The sequence below is a fragment of the Naumannella halotolerans genome (assembly GCF_004364645.1).
Lineage (GTDB): Bacteria > Actinomycetota > Actinomycetes > Propionibacteriales > Propionibacteriaceae > Naumannella > Naumannella halotolerans.
On the sequence record NZ_SOAW01000001.1, the window covers coordinates 2,241,494 to 2,259,546 of the forward strand.

The following is an 18,053-nucleotide window of genomic DNA, read 5'->3' on the forward strand; positions in this document are numbered from 1 at the left end:
ACCACGAACACGTGGTGGCGACGGTGGATCGGGGTCCGAACAGGCTCCTCGGCGAGGATCCGACGGGGATTTCGGTTAGCCTCGGCAGGTGACTTCTGAGCTGATGCGTTATGCAGACACCTCGATCCGACCGCAGGACGACCTGTACCGCCATGTCAACGGCCAGTGGCTGCGGACCGCGACGATTCCCGACGATCAGCACTCCACCGGGGCGTTCATCGAATTGCGCGACGCCGCCGAGGAGGCGGTCCGCGACATCATCACCGAGACCATCGAGGTCGCGGCACCCAATGCCTCCCAGCAGCGGATCTCCGCGCTCTACCGCAGTTTCACCGATGTCGACGCCGTGGAGGCCCGCGGTGCCGGGCCGCTGCAACCGCTGTTGCAGCGGGCCGAGCAGATCGTCGATGCCGATTCCCTGGCGGCCTGGACCGGATGGGCGATCCGGCACGGGGTGACCTCCGTGGTCTCGTTGTCGGTCGATGCCGACCCGGGGCAGCCGAGCCGGGTCGTGCTGTTCCTCGGGCAGTCCGGCCTGGGTCTGCCCGATGAGGAGTACTACCGGGCCGATGCGTTCGCCGAGATCCGGACCGCCTATGTCGGGCATCTGGAGAAGGTCTTCGCGCTGATCGGCAGCCCGGACCCCGCAGCCGAGGCGGCCGCGACCATGCAGACCGAGACCGCGATCGCTGCCCGGCACTGGGACAAGGTACGCACCCGCGACATCCGTCAGATGTACAACCCGCAGACCCGGGACGAGCTGGCCTCGGCGACCGCCGGTTTCGACTGGCAGGCGGTCCTCGACGGTGGTGACCTACCGGCAGCGGCACTGGCCGAGATCGTGAACGCCCAGCCGTCGTACTTCGAAGGCTTGGCGGAGTTGATCGACTCGCTGCCGATCGAGCACTGGCGCTCGTGGGCCCGGTGGCAGACCGCCACCGCCTTCGCCGGTTACCTCGACAGCCGGTTCGTCGACGCCGACTTCGCGTTCTACGGCACCACCTTGTCCGGTACACCGGCGCTGAAGGAACGCTGGAAGCGCGGCGTCTCCCTGGTCGAGGCCAGCATCGGCGAGGACGTCGGCAAGTTGTACGTGGACAAGCATTTCCCGCCAGTCGCGAAGGCACGGATGGACGAGCTGGTCGCGAAGGTGATCGAGGCCTACCGGCACTCGATCAGCGAGCTGGAGTGGATGACCGCCGAGACCCGGGCCGAGGCGCTGCGGAAGCTGAGCAAGTTCCGGCCGAAGATCGGTTTCCCCGCCAAGTGGAAGGACTACTCCTCACTGCAGTTCAGCACCGACGACCTGGTCGGCAACGTCCTGGCGGTACGTTCCTGGGTGATCGACGACGAGCTGGACAAGCTGACCCGGCCGACCGATCCCGACGAGTGGTTCATGACCCCGCAGACGGTGAACGCCTACTACCACCCGCTGCGCAATGAGATCGTCTTCCCGGCCGCCATCCTGCAGCCTCCGTTCTTCGACCCCGAGGCCGATGACGCGCTCAACTACGGCGGCATCGGCGCGGTGATCGGTCATGAGATCGGTCACGGTTTCGATGACCAGGGTTCGACCTGTGACGGCGACGGGGTGCTCCGCAACTGGTGGACCGATGCCGACCGGGCGGCCTTCGAGGAGCGCACGAAGGCACTGATCGAGCAGTACGCCCAGTTGTCGCCGGAGGGGGCCGACGGGCAGAAGGTGAACGGTGAGCTGACGATCGGGGAGAACATCGGTGATCTCGGCGGCCTCTCGATCGCCCACAAGGCCTGGCTGCTGACCGGGGCCGATCCCGAGGAGTTGGTCGAGGACATCCCCTCCGGCAAACGCCTGTTCTACAACTGGGCGGCGGTCTGGCAGTCGAAGATGCGTCCGGAGGCGGTCAAGCAGCGCCTGGCCACCGATCCGCACTCGCCGCCGGAGTTCCGTGCCAACCAGACCGCCCGCAATGTCGATGCCTTCCACGACGCCTTCGGTACGACCGAGGAGGATGAGTTGTGGCTGGCTCCGAGCGAGCGCGTGAAGATCTGGTGAGTCGGCGCAGTTCGCTGCGGGCCTTCTGGGCCTGTCTGCCACTGCCCTTCCTGGCCGCCGCCTACGTCGCCGGCAGGGCCCAAGGTGGGAGCTGGTCGCCCTTTGACCCGGCGATGGTCGACCTGCAGGCGATCATCGGTGCCGCCCAGCGGTTGCTGGAGGGGTCCCCGCTCTACGGTGTGGACGGCACTCCGTTCAGCATGCCGCCGGTGGTGGCCCTGCTGGCGGTGCCGCTGGCAGTGCTCGGGGTCGATGCCGCCGAGGTCTTGTGGGTGTTGCTGACCGCCGCCCTGGTCTGTCAGGGCCTGATCCGGCCGGTACTCGGCCGGCTGGGGACCGGATTCGGCCCGACCTCGCCCTGGGTGCCGTTGGTCGGTGCGTTGGTGATCGCGCTGGCAGCCCCGGTGAAGGACAACTTCTCGCTCGGCCAGGTCACCGTCATCGTGGCCTGCCTGCTGTTGGCCGATGCCTCGGTGCCGGTGACCAGGCTCGGACTCCCGCGCGGGGTGCTCACCGGGATCGCGGCGGCGGTGGCGATCTTTCCCGCCGCCGTGATCCTCACCTGGCTGTGCGTACCCCGCAGCCGGCGAGCCGGGTTCGTGGCGCTGTTCACCGCCGCGGCCCTCACCCTGATCACCTGGCTGCTGGCCCCGGCATCCTCGGCACGCTATTTCGCCGCCGCGCTGACCGGTGGACATCTGGCCGAGGACAATGCGCTGGACCGCAGCAGCAACGGTTCGCTGGCCGCGATCGTGCACCGGGTGACCGATGGCGAGTCCGCCACCGTGCTGACGATCGTCCTGGTCGCGGTGGTGGTCGGGGCGGCCGTGCTGGCCGGCTGGGCACTGGCGAGTGAGGGACACCAGCTGCTCGCGATGCTGACCGCCGCACTGGGCGGGGTGGCCGCGATGCCCCTGGCCTTCCCCCACGCCTGGGTGCTGGCGATCGTCCTCGCCGCGGTGGTGGTGACCGGTCGCTACCGACCCGGGTGGCAGCTGTGTGCTGCGGTGCTGGGGGTGTGGGCGGTCGTGATGCCGGTGAACCGGGTCAGCGGCTCGGAGCTGGTGGCCGCCGGTACCGCGATCGGTGTGATCGCCTGGCTCTGCGTCGTCAGCTTCGGGTTGCGACGTCGACCGGTGAGTGCCCGGTGAGCACGGCGCTGCGATCGAGACCGCGACGGCCGATGCCGAACGGCCTGACCCTGGTGGCTCTGCCCCTGCCGTTCCTGGCGGCCTTGGCGATGACCGGCGGCTGGCCGTGGAACCCGATGTCGGTCGACCTCGACGTGTATCGGCGTACCGCCGAGGATCTGCTGTCCGGTACGCCGCTCTACGCCACCGAACCCGGCGACCTGCCGATGACCTATCCCCCGTTCGCCGCCATCGCAGCCCTGCCGTTGCTGTTGTTCGGCGCCGAGAGCGGTTACGTGGTCTGGCCCTTGGTGAATGCCGCGGTGGCGACTGCGGTGTTCGCCCGGGTGGGAGCACGTGGCTGGCAGGCGCCGATGCTGGCCGCGGTCATGATCATGATCGGCGGACCGTACGATCAGGTGGTCTTCCTCGGACAGGTGGGGATCGTGCTGATGGGCCTGTGCTTCCTCGACCTCGCTCCCGGCCCGACCCTGCTGGGACAGTTCTTTCCCTCCCGTCCCCGGTTGCTTCCGCGCGGAGTCCTGACCGGTCTGGCCGTGGCGATCAAGATGACCCCGGCGTTGTTCGTGGTCGCCCTGTTCGCGGTCGGTCGCCGCCGCCCGGCGCTGATCGCCGGTGGTGCGGCACTGGCCGCCACGGCCGTCGCCTGGCTGGTCCGCCCCGCCGACTCCGCGCTCTACTGGGGAAATCTGCTCGGCGGCGACCTGCCGCAGGAATCGGACTCGTTGTACCGCACCACGAACCAATCGCTGGGATCGCTGGTGGTGCGCTTCGGTGGTGATCCGGAACGGTGGCAGACCGCGGCCCTGGTGGCCTGCGCCGTGGCCGCTGCGGCGGTGCTGGTGGCCGCCTGGGCACTGTTCCGCGCCGGTGAACCGACCATCGCACTGTTGGTGGTCGGGCTCGGCACCTCGCTCGCCTCGCCGGTGGCCTGGACCCACACCTTCACCTGGGTCGCCCCGCTGGCGTTGATGATCCTGCGCCGCCGTGCACCCCAACCGCTGGCGCTGTTGGCCGCGGTGTACTGGGGGTGGACGACGGTGGAGCCGTTCAAGGCTATCGACGCCAGTGGGGATGCCGCGCTGCAGCTGACGATCCTGCAGCAGATGGTGGTCGGCCTGGGCCCGCTGCTGGCGTTGGTGCTGTGTCTCGGCCTCACCCGTTGGGCGCGGGTGCTGGGCAGACAACGGGCAGCGGTGGGGATGGGCCCCTCGACCGTGCAGGTGAGTTCGTGAGCACGACGGTACCGCCGGCCGACGCGGCACCTGACCGGGACGCCGGTGGCCGGGCCCGCCGACGGCGGTTGGCGTTGTTTCTGGTGGCGTTGCCGTGGCCGTTCCTGGCCGGTCTGTACGCCGCCGGCGGCTGGCCCTGGCAGCCGACGCCGTTCGACCTCGATGTCTACCTGCAGGCTGCGCACCGATTCCTGGTCGGTGAGCCGATCTATCCCCAGCCCGAGCCCGCACTGCCGATGATCTACCCGCCGGTGGCCGCCCTGCTGGCCGTGCCCCTGCAGCTGAGCGGGGCCGCCGCACCGGCGATCTGGTCGTTGATCAACTCGGCCTTGGTGGTCGCGGTTTTCCTCCGGATCGGCTTGCACGGTTGGCATGCGCCGATGGTCGCCACCGTGGCGATCGGCCTCGGCGGGCCGATCAATCAGGTGTTCTTCCTCGGCCAGGTGGGAATCGCACTGATGGCCATGTGCATCCTGGACCTGGCTCCGGGGCCGACCCTGATCTCCCGGCTGGGCGCCTGGCTGCCGGACCGGGTCCGGTTGCCCGAGAAACTGCTCCCGGTCGGCACGCTGGTCGGCGTCGCGACCGCGATCAAACTCACCCCGGCGCTGTTCATCGTCGCCCTGGTACTGCTCGGACGGCATCGTGGCGCCGTGGTGGCGACGGTCTCGGCACTGGTAGCCACCGGTGTCGGGTTCGTGGTCCGGCCGGCCGAGTCGCTGGACTACTGGCTGGGGATCGCCACCGGCGATTTTCCGGGCGCCGCCGATTCGGCGTATCAGATCACCAATCAGTCATTGGCGGCGATCGGCGCGCGGTTCCTGGCCGTCGCCGAGCGGCCGATCTGGCTCACCCTGGCCGGCGGTCTGCTTCCGGTGCTGCTGTGCCTGCTCGCCGCTGTCGTGGTGCACAGAGCCGGTGAACCGATGCTGGCATTGCTGCTGGTCGGTCTCGGGTCGACCGTGGCCGCGCCCATCTCCTGGACCCATGCCTACACCTGGCTGGCCCCGATCGCGGTGCTGGTGCTGCTGCGCCCGGTGGGTGAATGGGTACGCCTGCTCGCGGTGCTGACCTGGGCATGGTTCGCCTTCGAACCCTTCCAGGACCTGAACACCGACACCGAGGTCGGCCTTCGCCTGTCGTTGCCCGCGCAGGCGGCCACCGCCGCCGGCGCCCTGCTGAGCCTGCTCCTGCTGGTGGTCGCCTGGGCCTGGGCCCGTACGGCACGCCCTGCTCGCGTCCCACCGCCGGCGGATCTGGGCCCGCTCACCACCGAGGGAAGGAAACTGCGATGACCGAGCAACTGCCCGGCTGGCACCCGCGGCCTGTACCGCAACCGAGCGTCCTGCCCGGCCGCTGGGTACGCCTGGAGCCGCTGACCGAGGCTCACGTCGATGATCTCTTCGTGGCTTGCTCGGCTCCGGGGGCGACCGACCGCTTCCGCTTCCTGCCCGACACCGTGCCGACCGATCGGGCAGACCTGGCGAGCTGGATCGCGCGGTCGGCCGGCGGTACGGATCCGATGTTCTTCGCCGTGGTCGACAACGACACCGGGCGGGCGCTCGGCAGGCAGGCCCTGATGCGGATCGATCCGGCCAACGGTGTCGCCGAGATCGGCAACATCTTGTGGGGACCCGGGCTCACGCGTACCCGTGGCGCGACCGAGGCGCTGTTCCTGTTCGCCGATCATCTGTTCTCGTTGGGCTATCGGCGCTTCGAGTGGAAGTGCGATTCCCTGAACGAGCCCTCGAAGCGGGCGGCCGCTCGGTTCGGGTTCACCGCCGAGGGCGTGTTCCGCCAGCACCTGGTGGTGAAGGGGCTGAACCGCGACACTGCCTGGTTCTCGATCATCGACGGCGAGTGGCCGCCGCTGCGCGAGGAATACCTGCGCTGGCTCTCGGCCGACAACTTCGACGCCGATGGAAATCAGCTGACACGATTGTCCGTGCGCTGACAGCAGATCTGCGCACGGCAGATTCGCTGGTCGACGTGTTCGGTGGTGATCATGATCGACACATGGGAATCCAGAACGATGATCAACTCCTCGACCGATTGCTGAACGACAATCCATGGGATCCCGCGCGAGGCACGGGTGACGATCGACCTCTGAGGACACTGCCGGCCGTAAGGAGCGTTTCTCACCAGAGGGTCCGAGCGGCACTGCGGATGTGCTGTTCGGACAACTCGGCGGCACGTTGAGGCTCTCCCGCCTCCAAGGCGGCGAGGATCGCCCGGTGCTCGCTCAGCAACTGTTCGACCACGTCCTCCCAGTGGGATTGCGTCTGCATCGCCGCCAGGATCCGGTGCCGCACCGAACCACGAATGGCTGCGGTCAGTGCTGCCACCAGATCATTGCCGCCGGCTTCGGCGATGGCGAGATGGAAGGCGGTGTCGGCATCGTTGAACCTTTCCCGGTCCGCGCCGGCCGCTTCCATTCGAGCCAGTGACCGACGTACCGGTTCCAAAGCCTCGCTGCCCTGCTCTGCAGCAGAGATGGCACTGGCACGCTCCAACAGGACCCGGGCCTCGATCACATCATCGATGGCGAAGTTGGCCAGACCGACGTGCAGCCGCAGGAACTGGGTCAGCGCATCCCTGGTGGACGCGGCAACCACCGTCCCCGAGTCCGGCCCGGCTCCCTGCCGGGAGGTGAGGATCCCGATGTGCTCCAGAACCCGGACAGCCTCCCGCACACCCGCCCGGCTGACCTGCAAACGAGCCGCGAGTTCGCGTTCGGGGGGCAGGGAATCCCCCACCTTGAGCGCGCCGGCCATCACCTGTTCTTCGATGGCCTCGATCACCAACTCATGGGCGCGGCGTCGCCTCAACGGCACCCAGTTCGGTTCGGCAGCATCGCTCATGCGCCTTTACTACCACGGTCATTCCACAGAGACCATTGACATCCACAAACCCCATATCTACAGTCCATCGAAAGGTCTAACCTTCGCAGTAACAAACACCGTCGTTTGAATCGGAGGAGCCCCCGTGCTCTACACCCCAGAGCTCGCGCCGATCGCGCAGAGCCTCGCCCTGTCCTCCCTGATCGCAGCACTTCCGCTGCTGACCGTCTTCGTCACCCTCGGCGTCCTCCGCTGGAAGGCCCACTTCGCTGGATTGGCCGGACTCGCGGTGGCCCTCCTGGTGGCCATCGTCGGATACAAGATGCCGATCCATCTCGCAGGGCTCTCGGCCACCCAGGGCATCGTCTTCGGATTGTTCCCGATCATGTGGATCGTGCTGAACGCCATCTGGCTCTACGAGCTCACCGTCGCCAGTGGTCGGTTCGAGGACCTGCGGAAGGTGATCAACCGGATCTCCGACGATCCGCGGATCCAGGCGGTGATGATCGCCTTCGGCTTCGGCGGACTGCTGGAGGCCTTGGCCGGTTTCGGCGCCCCGGTCGCCATCACCGGTGTGATGCTGCTCGCCGTCGGGTTCACCCCCATGCGGGCGGCAACCGTGGTGTTGCTGGCGAACACGGCTCCGGTCGCCTTCGGCGCGATCGGCATCCCGATCATCACCGCCGGCAATCTCACCGGCATCGACTACCACACCATCGGCGCCTACGTCGGGCATCAGACCCCTGTGATCGCGCTGTTCGTCCCGCTCTTCCTGGTTCTGCTCGCCGACGGCCGCCGCGGGGTGACGCAGGTCTGGCCGTTGGCTCTCGTGGTCGGCGCGGTGTTCGCCGTCACCCAGTGGGTCAGCGCGACCTGGATCTCCACCGAGCTCACCGACATCATCGCCTCCCTCTCCGCGATCGCCGCCGCCGTGATCATGCTCCGGTTCTGGAAGCCCCAGGGCAGCGCCGAGGCCCGCGAGCGCCTGCTCCGCGAACGGATCGCCGAGGAGGAGGCAACCGGCCAGGAACCGACCGGCACCCCCGGCGGCGGAGTGGACACCGTCACCGTCACCACCACCGACCTCACCACCCGTCGGGTCGTGATGGCTCTCTTCCCGTACCTGCTGGTGATTGCGGTGTTCTCCTTGGCCAAGTTGTGGACGCCACTGACGAACGCCTTGGCCGCCACCGACGTGAAGATCCCCTGGCCGGGCCTGCACGGCAGCATCGTCAACTCCGCCGGGGAGGCCGTCAGCTCCACGACCTACACCCTGACCTGGCTGTCCGGGGCAGGATCACTGTTGCTGATCTGCGGGGTCATCACCGCCATCGTCTATCGCGTCGGTGCCCGCCGCACGATCGGCCTGTGGGGGGCCACGGTCAGCAAACTGCGATTCTCGATCCTCACCGTCGGGGCCGTCCTCGGCCTGGCCTATGTGATGAACCAGTCCGGGCAGACGATCACCATCGGCACCTGGATCGCCGGGACCGGTGCCGCCTTCGCCTTCCTCTCACCGATCCTCGGCTGGTTGGGTACCGCGGTCACCGGATCCGACACCAGCGCCAACGCACTGTTCGCCACCTTGCAGCAGGCGGCAGCCGAACGCGCCGGCCTGGACCCGACCCTGCTGGTCGCCGCCAACACCTCCGGAGGCGTGGTCGGAAAGATGATCAGCCCGCAGAACCTGGCCATCGCCGCCACCGCGGTCGGCCTGGTCGGACGCGAATCGGAGATCTTCCGCAAGGTCATCGGTTGGAGCATCGGCCTGCTGTTGGCTCTGTGCCTGCTGGTCGGTCTGCAGTCCTCGGTCCTGTCCTGGATGCTCCCCTGATCGGCCGCTGACCCACCGGAGACCAACAACCACCGTCACCCCCACGACCCAAGTCCCCGTCCATCCGACCCTGCGATGAATCCGACCCTGCGATGAATCCGACCCTGCGATGAAGGAGAGCCCATGCCCATCCACGTGACCCGGCAGATCCCACGCCCCGGCGAGATCTTCGACCTGCTCCACCTCAAGACCCCCGAGTTGAACGGCCGCAAACGGCGGCTGGCATCCGCGCTGACGATCGAGGACCTGCGGCGGATCGCCAAACGTCGTACCCCGGCTGCGGCGTTCGACTACACAGATGGCGCGGCGGATGACGAGATCTCGCTGGCGCGTGCCCGTCAGGCGTTCGCCGATGTCGAGTTCCATCCCTCGATCCTGCGCGACGTTTCCCAGGTGGACACCAGCACCGAGATCTTCGGCGGCCCGTCTGCGATGCCGTTCGGGATCGCGCCCACCGGTTTCACCCGACTGATGCAGACCGAGGGCGAGCTCGCCGGCGCCACCGCCGCCGGGAAGGCGGGCATCCCCTTCGCGCTGTCCACCTTGGGCACCACCTCCATCGAGGACGTGCGCGCAGCCAATCCCCATGGCCGGAACTGGTTCCAGCTGTACGTGATGAAGCAGCGCAAGATCTCCTACGGGCTGGTCGAGCGGGCCGCCGCAGCCGGCTTCGACACCTTGTTCTTCACCGTGGACACCCCGATCGCAGGGGCCCGCCTTCGGGACAAGCGCAATGGCTTCTCGATCCCCCCGCAGATCTCCTTGTCGACCATCGCCAATGCGATCCCGCGTCCCTGGTGGTGGTGGGACTTCCTGACCACACCCCAACTGCAGTTCGCCTCACTCTCCTCCACCGGAGGTACGGTCGGCGAGCTCCTGGATTCGGCCATGGATCCTTCGATCTCCTTCGAGGACCTGAAGGAGATCCGGAGCCTCTGGCCCGGCAAGCTGGTGATCAAGGGCGTGCAGAACGTCGAGGATTCGCGGGCACTGGCCGACCTCGGTGTCGACGGGATCGTGCTGTCCAACCACGGAGGCAGGCAGCTCGACCGGGCGCCGGTTCCCTTCTGGTTGCTGCCCGAGGTGGTCCGTGAGGTCGGCTCCGATCTGGAGGTCGCCGTCGACACCGGGATCATGAACGGTGCCGACGTGGTCGCCTGCATCGCCCAGGGCGCGAAGTTCACCATGGTCGGCCGTGCGTACCTGTACGGCCTGATGGCCGGTGGCCTCGAGGGTGTCGAACGGATGATCGAGATCCTGTCCGAACAGGTGATCCGGACCATGAAGCTGCTGCAGGTCGGTTCGGTGGCCGAACTGCGGCCCGAGCATGTCAGCCAACTGACCCGGCTACGCCCGGTCCATGGTGCCGATCGGCGCGAGCTGACTCGCTGACGAACACCCGGGCGCCGTGGTGGCAGCCCCCACTAGGCTGCGGCAATGAGCGACTTCTCCGATCTCTCGGCAGTCGAGCTCTCCGCGGCCATCAGATCGGGAGAAGTGTCGATCGACGAGGTCACCACTGCTGCCCTGGAGAAGGCGTCGAACGACGTGTTCGGCGCCTTCGTCGTCGTGGCCGAGGCCGATGCCCGAGTCTCGGCCGAGTCGGCCAAGGCAGCGCTGGCCGCTGGTTCGCAATCCCCGCTGCTGGGCGTACCCTGCCCGATCAAGGACTTGAACGAGGTCGCGGGGTTGCCCTTCGAGCTCGGCAGCCGTGCGTTCGGCGGGAATGTCGGCGGTCGCGATGACGGGATCGTGACCCGGTTGATCCGGGCAGGCACGATCATGATAGGCAAGACCAGCACCCCGGAGTTCGGACTGCCCTGCTACACCGAACCGGACGTCGGCCCACCTGCCCGCACTCCATGGGACCCCGGTCGATCCGCCGGAGGATCCAGTGGCGGCGCAGGTGCAGCGGTGGCATCGGGCGCCGTACCCATCGCCCAGGGCAGCGACGGTGGCGGATCGATCCGAATCCCGGCCTCCGCCTGCGGCCTGGTCGGTATGAAACCGAGCCGCGGTGTCGTCAGCCCGGGCCCTTTCGGGGTCGACGGACCGGGCCTGGCCAGCCAGGGATTCCTGACCATGACCGTCGCCGACACCGCAGCTGGCCTGGATGCGGTCGCCGAGGGCTGGCCCGGCGATCATTTCCCGGGAAGCGGTGGAGGCTTCCTGGCCAGCCTCGGCGAACCCCTGCCTCGGCTTCGAGTCGGCCTGCTCACCACCCCGGTGCTGGTGCCCGCCGCGCCGGTCCATCCCGAATCCCTCCGCGCTGCCGAGCGGACGGCCACCCTGCTGGAAGCACTGGGACATCGGATCGAGCCTGTCCCGCCTCCTTTCGGGCCGACCGAATGGGAGGCGTTCGGAGCGGCCTGGTCGGTGGGAGCGTGCTTGGCCCCGGTCCCCCCGGAGCGCGAGCACCTGTTGACAGCGCTCACCCGTCACCTGCGGACACAGGGCCAGGCAGTCACCGGCCCGCAGCTGGCCTCGGCACTGGCCCACGCTCAGCAACTGGAAAGGACCGTGGCGAAGGCGTGGGCGAATGTCGACGTGGTCCTCAGTCCCACCCTCGCGCAGCCTCCGGCCCCGATCGGCAGCCTGCGCAATGACGACGATCCGGCCGCGGACTTCCTGGCCCAGACCGCCTTCACCCCGTGGACCTCGGTGTACAACCTCGTCGGCCGCCCGGCCATCAGCCTGCCATTGCATCGGGCCACGGTGGATGGGGCCGAGCTGCCGTTCGGCGCGATGCTGAGCGCCCCCGCTCGCGAGGACCACCTGCTCCTGCGGTTGGCAGCCGAACTGGAAACGGCAGATCCTTGGCCCCGGCGGGCGCCCTCGCTGCTCTGATGGCCACCCGGGGATCCGGGCTCAGCTGGTACGGGTGACGACCTGGTCGCAGAGGGCGAACAACGCATCCCGGGAATCGCCCGGGGGCAGCGGCTCCAGAAGCGCCCGTGCCTGATCGGCCCGACGGGCCACCTCGGCCCGTGCCTTGTCGATCACCGGATGTGCCCGCAACCGCTGCAGGACCTCGGCCAGTTTCGCGTCCTCGGACAGGTCCTCGGCGATCATCGCCCGCAGCTCCAGGTCCTCGGCCGCATCGCCCAGCAACAGCGTGGGCAGGGTCGGGATTCCCTCTCGCAGATCGATCCCGGGCACCTTGCCGGTGGTGTCGCTGGTGACGTCGATGATGTCGTCGGAGAGCTGGAAGGCCGTACCGATCACCTCACCGAACTCGGTCAACGCCTCGACCACCGCAGCACTCGCGCCGGAGACCATCGCCCCGAATCGCGCCGAGGTCGCGATCAGCGAAGCGGTCTTGTCCGAGACCACCTGCAGGTAGTGCGCCAGCGGATCGCCACCGTCGGCCGGACCGACGGTCTCGGCGAGCTGGCCGTGGACCAGCCGGGCGAAGGTGTCGGCCTGGATCTTCACGTACTCGGTGCCCAGGGCCGACACCACCGAGGAGGCGCGGGCGAACAGCAGATCGCCGATCAGGATCGCCTGCAGGTTCCCCCAGCGACTGTTGGCACTCGGCGCACCGCGCCGCAGCTCGGCCTCGTCCATCACATCGTCGTGGTAGAGGCTCGCGACATGGGTCAGCTCGACCACCACCGCGGCGTCGATCAGGCGGTCCTCGTCGATCTCGGCGGCCGGCGCACCGAAATGGGAGGCCAGCAGCACCAGCAACGGCCGGAAACGCTTGCCACCGGCGGAGATGATGTGGCCGGACTTCTCGCTGACCAGAGCGGTACGGCCTCGGGAGGCTTCGAGCAGCCGGGTCTCGACCAGGTCGAGCTGTCGGCGCACGGTGTCTGCGGACTCACCCGCCAACTGGCCGTCGGGCGTCACGTCCTCGGCTCGCGGGAGCAAGCGCACCTCCAAAACAGATCAGGCAGAACAGATCAGGCGGGTCGAAAAGCTGACGACTCACCGTAGCGGTCAGCGGAGGAACTCACCTGCCTGGGCCGAGAAGGTGAGCAACCATCCCGGCACGACGGCCAGCACCACCGTGAGCCCACAGCTTACGGCCAAGACCGCCTTGGTCCCCCATCCGGCACGGCCGACCTCGGCGTCGCCGGAGTCGGTGGTGAAATACAAGGTGACGACCACCCGGATGTAGAAGGCCGCTGCCAGCAAGCTGGCGAGGACCGCCACCACCACCAGCCAGAGGTAACCGCCCCGCCAGGCGGTGGAGAACACCGCCCACTTGGCGATGAAACCGGCGGTCAGCGGCAGTCCTGCGAAGCTCAACAAGAAGTAGGTGAAGAGCCCGGCCGTGACCGGGGACCTGCGCCCGAGCCCGGCCCAGGACGTCATCGAGTTGGCCTCACCCGACCGGTTGCGCACCGTGGTCAGGACTGCGAAGGCGCCCATGGTGGCACCGCCGTAGGCGATCAGGTAGAACAGCACCGCGCCCAGGCTGCTCAGTTGCGAACCACCGGGCTGAAAGGCGCCGGCGACGGCCACCAGCAGGAAGCCTGCATGGGTGATCGAAGAGTAGGCCAGCATCCGCTTCATGTCGGTCTGCACGATCGCCAGCAGCGAACCGATCACCATCGAGGCGACCGCCACGGCCGCCATCATCGGCTGCCAGTCCCAGCGCAGTCCGCCGAAGGCGACGAAGAACACCCGGGCGAGTCCGACCATCGCGGCGACCTTGGTGCAGACGGCCATGAAGGCGGTGACCGGGCTCGGCGCCCCGCCGTAGACGTCGGGCACCCAGGCTGCGAACGGTACGGCTCCGACCTTGAACAACAGGCCGACCCCGATCATCACCAGCCCGGCCAGCAGGACCGGTGATCCGTCGGGTCGAAGCGCGATGGCCGAGGCCAGACCGGGAGTGGCCGACTGACCGTCCACGTCGCCGCCGAGGTCGAACGATCCGGCGAAGGCATAGACCAGGGCGATGCCGAAGACGAAGATCGCCGAGGACAGGGCACCGAGCAGGAAGTACTTCATCGAAGCCTCCTGCGACAGCAGTCGCCGTCTCCTGGCCATGGCACACATCACGTACAGCGGCAGGGAGAAGATCTCCAGCGCGACGAACATGATCAACAGGTCGTCGGCGGAGGCGAAGAGCATCATCCCGGTGAGCGCGAAGAGGGTGAGCGGGTAGAGCTCGGTCTGTTCGACCCGTTTCTCGATCGCCTCCCGTTCGTCGGCCGATCCCGGAGTCGCGGCCGCCTGCGGGGCGAAGGCGGTGCCGCCGGCGTACAGCGTCCGCTCACCGATGAGCAAGAGCGACAAGATGCCGAAGAAGAGCAGGATCAGCCAGCTGGAGTAGCTCGGCAGGTCGACCATCACCGAACCGGCAGCCGCCGGCCCGAGCAGACCGGCGGACGCGTTCACCGCAGCGGTCGCGAATCCGGCCACGATCGCACCGTAGGCGATCAGCCGTTGTGCACCATGACGTCGTTCACGGGGGACGAGGGTCTCCACCAGCACCCCGGCCACCCCGCCGACGAACACCAACAGCATCGGTGCCAGCAACTGCCAGTTGATCACGTACGGCATCAGCCCTCCCCTGGTTCGAACCTGTCCGGATCGGTCATCCCGAGCAGCTGCATGGTGTGGGCCGAGGCCGGTTCGATCAGGTCGAGCATCGGTGCGGGGAACAACCCGAGCAGGACGATCAGCACGACCAGCGGCGCCATGGCGACCCGTTCCCGCCCGTTCAGGTCGACCGCGAGGGTACGGCGCACCTGTTCACCGGGCGATCCGGTCATGGTCTTCAGGTACATCGTCAGTACGTAGGCAGCGGTGAGCACCAGACCGAACACGGCGGCGACCGCCCAGATCGGATGCCTGGAGAAGGTTCCCGACAACACCAGGAACTCGGAGACGAAACTGGACAGGCCAGGGAGTGCCAGTGCCGACAGACCGGCGAACAGGGTCAGACCGGCCAGTACCGGGGCGACCTTGACCACGCCGCCGAAGTCGGCCATCTGCGCCGATCCGCGGCGCTTCACCGCGAAACCGAGCACCAGCAGCAGCGCCGCTGTCGACAGTCCGTGGTTGAACATGTAGAAGGTCGCACCGGTCAGCGAGGGGGTGGTGAAGGCGAAGATGCCGAGCACGATGAAGCCGAAGTGGCTGATCGAGGAGTAGGCGACGAACCGGTACAGATCGGTCTGCACGAGGGCGGCCAGGGCAGCCCAGATGATGGAGACCACCGCCCAGGTCAGCAGTACCGGCGCAGCCCATTTCGAGGTGGCGGGGAAGAGCTCGAGACAGATCCGGATCATGCCGTAGGTGCCGATCTTGTCCAACACCCCGACCAGCAGCACCGTACCCCCCGGTGTTCCCTGCTGAGCGGCGTCGGGCAACCAGGTGTGGATGCCGATCATCGGCGCCTTCACCGCGAAGGCGAAGAGGAACCCGAGGAAGATCCAACGGCCGACGCCGGTGTCCAGATCAAGCTGGGCCAGTTCGGTCAGCAGGTACGTGGGCTGCCCCTGACCGGCCGAGACCCCGTACAGACCGATGATCGAGCCGAGCATGACCAGACCACCCGAAAGGGAGAAGATCAGGAACTTCATCGCCGCCCGGCCTCGATGTTCTCCGCCGAAGCCACCGATCAGGAAGTACATCATCACCAGCGAGGCCTCGAAGACGATGTAGAACAACAACACATCGGTGGCCATGAAGGTGAACAGGGCGAAACCTTCCACCGCCAACACCAGGGCGAAGTAGGTATTGGCGTCCCAGTGTCTTCCCCGGCCGAGGTGGTCGGGATCGGACCAGGTCCCCAGCAGCACCAAGGGGGTCAGCAGCGCGGTCAGCAGCAGCATGCTGACCGACAACCCGTCGACCGGTCCGAGGGAGAACCAGGCGCCGATCACGGTGATCCAGGGCACCTGGGTGATCAATTCCACGCCGCCGGCGGTGAGGACGGTGACACCGGCGGCCACGGCGAGGGTGGCCAGGGCGAACACCAGTCCGACCACCCGGGCGACCCTCCCGGTCAACATGATCACCACCGCAGCACCGAGCAGGGGAAGGACGCCGAGCAGCACCAGCCAGGGAAAGCTCATCTCCACTCCTCTCTCAGGCCAGCCGACCGAGGATCAGCACCGCAGCGACCGCCAGGGCGCCGATCACCATCACCAGGGCGTAGCTGCGGACGTAGCCGTTCTGCACCCCGCGGATCACCTCGCCCAGACCGGACAGGGTCTGCCCGGTTCCGGTGAACAACCGGTCGATCCCGCGGTTGTCGATCCTGACCAGGGCCTTCGACACCGCTTCGGCCGGTGCCACCACCAACGCTGCGGCCAGCGCATCGCCGTAGAGATCGTCGGCCCCGGCCGCGGTGACCGGATTCCGGTGCTCGGGCGCCCGGGCGGCGATCTGCCTGCGTGGCCCGAACACCAGCCAGGCGACCAGCACGCCGAGGGCGACCAACAGCAGGGTGATCACCGCGACCGGGCTGAGCGCGAGCACCGGATAGCTGGTGTGGTGCGGTTCGATGCCCAGGGCTGGGGACAGCCATTCGCCGATCCGGTTGTTCAGCACCAGACCTGCCACGGCCGAGAGCACTGCGAGGATGATCAACGGAACGGTCATCACTGCCGGCGACTCGTGTGGATGGGCACCCTTGCGCCAACGCCGGCTCCCGACGAAGGTCATCAGCATCAACCGAGTCATGTAGAAGGCCGTCACCGCCGCGCCGATCATCGCCAGCACCCCGACCAGCCGGTTGTGCGCGAAGGCTGCCTCGATGATGTGGTCCTTGGAGTAGTACCCCGACAGGAAGGGGAAACCGATGATCGCCAGGTAGCCGATGCCGAAGGTGAAGCTGGTGATCGGCAGCAACCTGGCCAGGCCGCCGTAATGCCGCAAGTTCACGTCGTCGTCCATCGCGTGCATCACCGAGCCGGCGCCGAGGAACATGTTCGCCTTGAAGAACCCGTGGGTGAGCAGGTGGAAGATCGCATAGGCGTATCCGGCCGGGCCCAGCCCGGCGGCGACCATCATGTAGCCGATCTGGGACATGGTCGAACCGGCCAGCACCTTCTTGATGTCGTCCTTGGCACAACCGATCCAGGCACCGGCCAGCAAGGTGACCGTACCGACCACGACGACCGCGCTCGTGGCGATCTCGGAGGTCTCGAAGATCGCGTGGCCGCGTACCACCAGGTAGACACCGGCGGTGACCATGGTCGCGGCGTGGATCAATGCCGAGACCGGTGTCGGGCCCTCCATCGCATCCAGCAGCCAGGACTGCAGCGGCACCTGGGCCGACTTCCCGCAGGCCCCGAGCAGCAGCATCAGCCCGATCAGGGTGGCCCAGAACGGGCTCAGCGACGCTGCCTCGGCGTCCACCACGCCGAATGCCACGGAGCCGAACAGGGCAAGCATCGCCATGATCGCGACCACCATGCCCAGGTCACCGACCCGGTTGATCACGAAGGCCTTCCGGGCCGCTGCTGCCGCACTGGGTTTGTGTTGCCAGAACCCGATCAGCAGGTAGGAGGCCAGGCCGACGCCCTCCCAGCCGACGAACAGCACCAGGTAGTTGTCGGCCAGCACCAACAGCAGCATCGCGGCGATGAACAGGTTCAAGAAGGCGAAGAACCTGCGCCGACCCGGGTCGTGGGACATGTACCCGATGGAGTAGACGTGGATCAACAGACCCACCCCGGTGATCAACAAGGCGAAGACGATCGACAACTGATCGATCAGCAGACCGACGGTGATGGTCCATCGCCCCGAGCTCAACCACTCGTACACCCCGACGTCCACCGAGCGCTCGGCGGCGGGCCGACTGAGCAGCTCGAGGAACAACGCCAGGCCGAGCACGAACGAGCCGAGGACGGCGGCGGTGGCCAGCAGATGCCCCCAGGAGTCGGCGATCCGCCCGGCGAGCAGGAGCAGACCGGCGCAGGCGAGAGGGACCGCGATCATCAACCACGACAGGGCGAACAGGCCGGTGGCGGGTGCAGAGGTGTCCATGGC

The 18,053-nt window shown here is 67.7% G+C and carries 13 protein-coding genes; 8 read left to right on the forward strand and 5 right to left on the reverse strand.

What is annotated here, in order from left to right:
• Positions 1–103 precede the first annotated feature (103 nt).
• Genes CLV29_RS10430 through CLV29_RS10450 form a run of 5 tightly spaced genes read left to right on the forward strand, consistent with a single transcriptional unit; the run spans position 104 to position 6,375 of the window.
• Positions 104–2,035 carry a M13 family metallopeptidase gene (locus tag CLV29_RS10430; RefSeq protein WP_133755170.1) on the forward strand — a complete coding sequence of 644 codons (1,932 nt, stop codon included), beginning with the start codon at positions 104–106 and terminating at the stop codon, positions 2,033–2,035.
• Positions 2,032–3,186: a glycosyltransferase family 87 protein gene (locus tag CLV29_RS10435; protein ID WP_133754801.1), complete on the forward strand. Its 1,155-nt coding sequence runs from the start codon at positions 2,032–2,034 to the stop codon at positions 3,184–3,186. The genes CLV29_RS10430 and CLV29_RS10435 overlap by 4 nt, the downstream gene beginning before the upstream one ends.
• 32 nt (positions 3,187–3,218) lie before the next feature.
• Positions 3,219–4,421 carry a glycosyltransferase family 87 protein gene (locus tag CLV29_RS10440; RefSeq protein WP_133754802.1) on the forward strand — a complete coding sequence of 401 codons (1,203 nt, stop codon included), beginning with the start codon at positions 3,219–3,221 and terminating at the stop codon, positions 4,419–4,421.
• A complete protein-coding gene (locus CLV29_RS10445) occupies positions 4,418–5,716 on the forward strand; it encodes a glycosyltransferase family 87 protein (RefSeq protein WP_133754803.1) in 1,299 nt (432 codons plus the stop codon). The genes CLV29_RS10440 and CLV29_RS10445 overlap by 4 nt, the downstream gene beginning before the upstream one ends.
• Positions 5,713–6,375, forward strand: a complete 663-nt coding sequence (locus CLV29_RS10450) for a GNAT family N-acetyltransferase (protein ID WP_133754804.1) — start codon at positions 5,713–5,715, stop codon at positions 6,373–6,375. The genes CLV29_RS10445 and CLV29_RS10450 overlap by 4 nt, the downstream gene beginning before the upstream one ends.
• Positions 6,376–6,559: 184 nt before the next feature.
• Here CLV29_RS10450 and CLV29_RS10455 read toward each other — a convergent pair whose 3' ends face one another.
• Positions 6,560–7,282, reverse strand: coding sequence for a FadR/GntR family transcriptional regulator (locus CLV29_RS10455; protein ID WP_133754805.1), 723 nt, complete (start codon positions 7,280–7,282; stop codon positions 6,560–6,562).
• Positions 7,283–7,406: 124 nt separating this feature from the next.
• Here CLV29_RS10455 and CLV29_RS10460 point away from each other — a divergent pair, with 124 nt between their 5' ends.
• The 3 genes from CLV29_RS10460 (at position 7,407) to CLV29_RS10470 (ending at position 11,942) form a co-directional block, all read left to right on the forward strand.
• The gene (locus tag CLV29_RS10460) at positions 7,407–9,095 is read left to right on the forward strand and encodes an L-lactate permease (protein WP_133754806.1); all 1,689 of its coding nucleotides are present in this window, start codon (positions 7,407–7,409) and stop codon (positions 9,093–9,095) included.
• A 123-nt stretch (positions 9,096–9,218) separates the two neighbouring features.
• Positions 9,219–10,487: an alpha-hydroxy acid oxidase gene (locus CLV29_RS10465; protein ID WP_133754807.1), complete on the forward strand. Its 1,269-nt coding sequence runs from the start codon at positions 9,219–9,221 to the stop codon at positions 10,485–10,487.
• 45 nt (positions 10,488–10,532) lie between these two features.
• A complete protein-coding gene (locus CLV29_RS10470; protein WP_133754808.1) occupies positions 10,533–11,942 on the forward strand; it encodes an amidase in 1,410 nt (469 codons plus the stop codon).
• A gap of 21 nt (positions 11,943–11,963) precedes the next feature.
• Here CLV29_RS10470 and CLV29_RS10475 read toward each other — a convergent pair whose 3' ends face one another.
• The 4 genes from CLV29_RS10475 to nuoL all read right to left on the reverse strand — a co-directional run bounded on the left by CLV29_RS10475 (position 11,964) and on the right by nuoL (position 18,050).
• Positions 11,964–12,968: a polyprenyl synthetase family protein gene (locus CLV29_RS10475; RefSeq protein WP_424991528.1), complete on the reverse strand. Its 1,005-nt coding sequence runs from the start codon at positions 12,966–12,968 to the stop codon at positions 11,964–11,966.
• 69 nt (positions 12,969–13,037) lie between these two features.
• Positions 13,038–14,612 (reverse strand): NADH-quinone oxidoreductase subunit NuoN, encoded by a 1,575-nt coding sequence (nuoN, locus tag CLV29_RS10480; protein ID WP_133754809.1) that lies wholly within the window; start codon positions 14,610–14,612, stop codon positions 13,038–13,040.
• The gene (locus tag CLV29_RS10485) at positions 14,612–16,132 is read right to left on the reverse strand and encodes an NADH-quinone oxidoreductase subunit M (protein ID WP_133754810.1); all 1,521 of its coding nucleotides are present in this window, start codon (positions 16,130–16,132) and stop codon (positions 14,612–14,614) included. The genes nuoN and CLV29_RS10485 overlap by 1 nt, the downstream gene beginning before the upstream one ends.
• 13 nt (positions 16,133–16,145) lie before the next feature.
• A complete protein-coding gene (nuoL, locus tag CLV29_RS10490; RefSeq protein WP_133754811.1) occupies positions 16,146–18,050 on the reverse strand; it encodes an NADH-quinone oxidoreductase subunit L in 1,905 nt (634 codons plus the stop codon).
• Positions 18,051–18,053 lie beyond the last annotated feature (3 nt).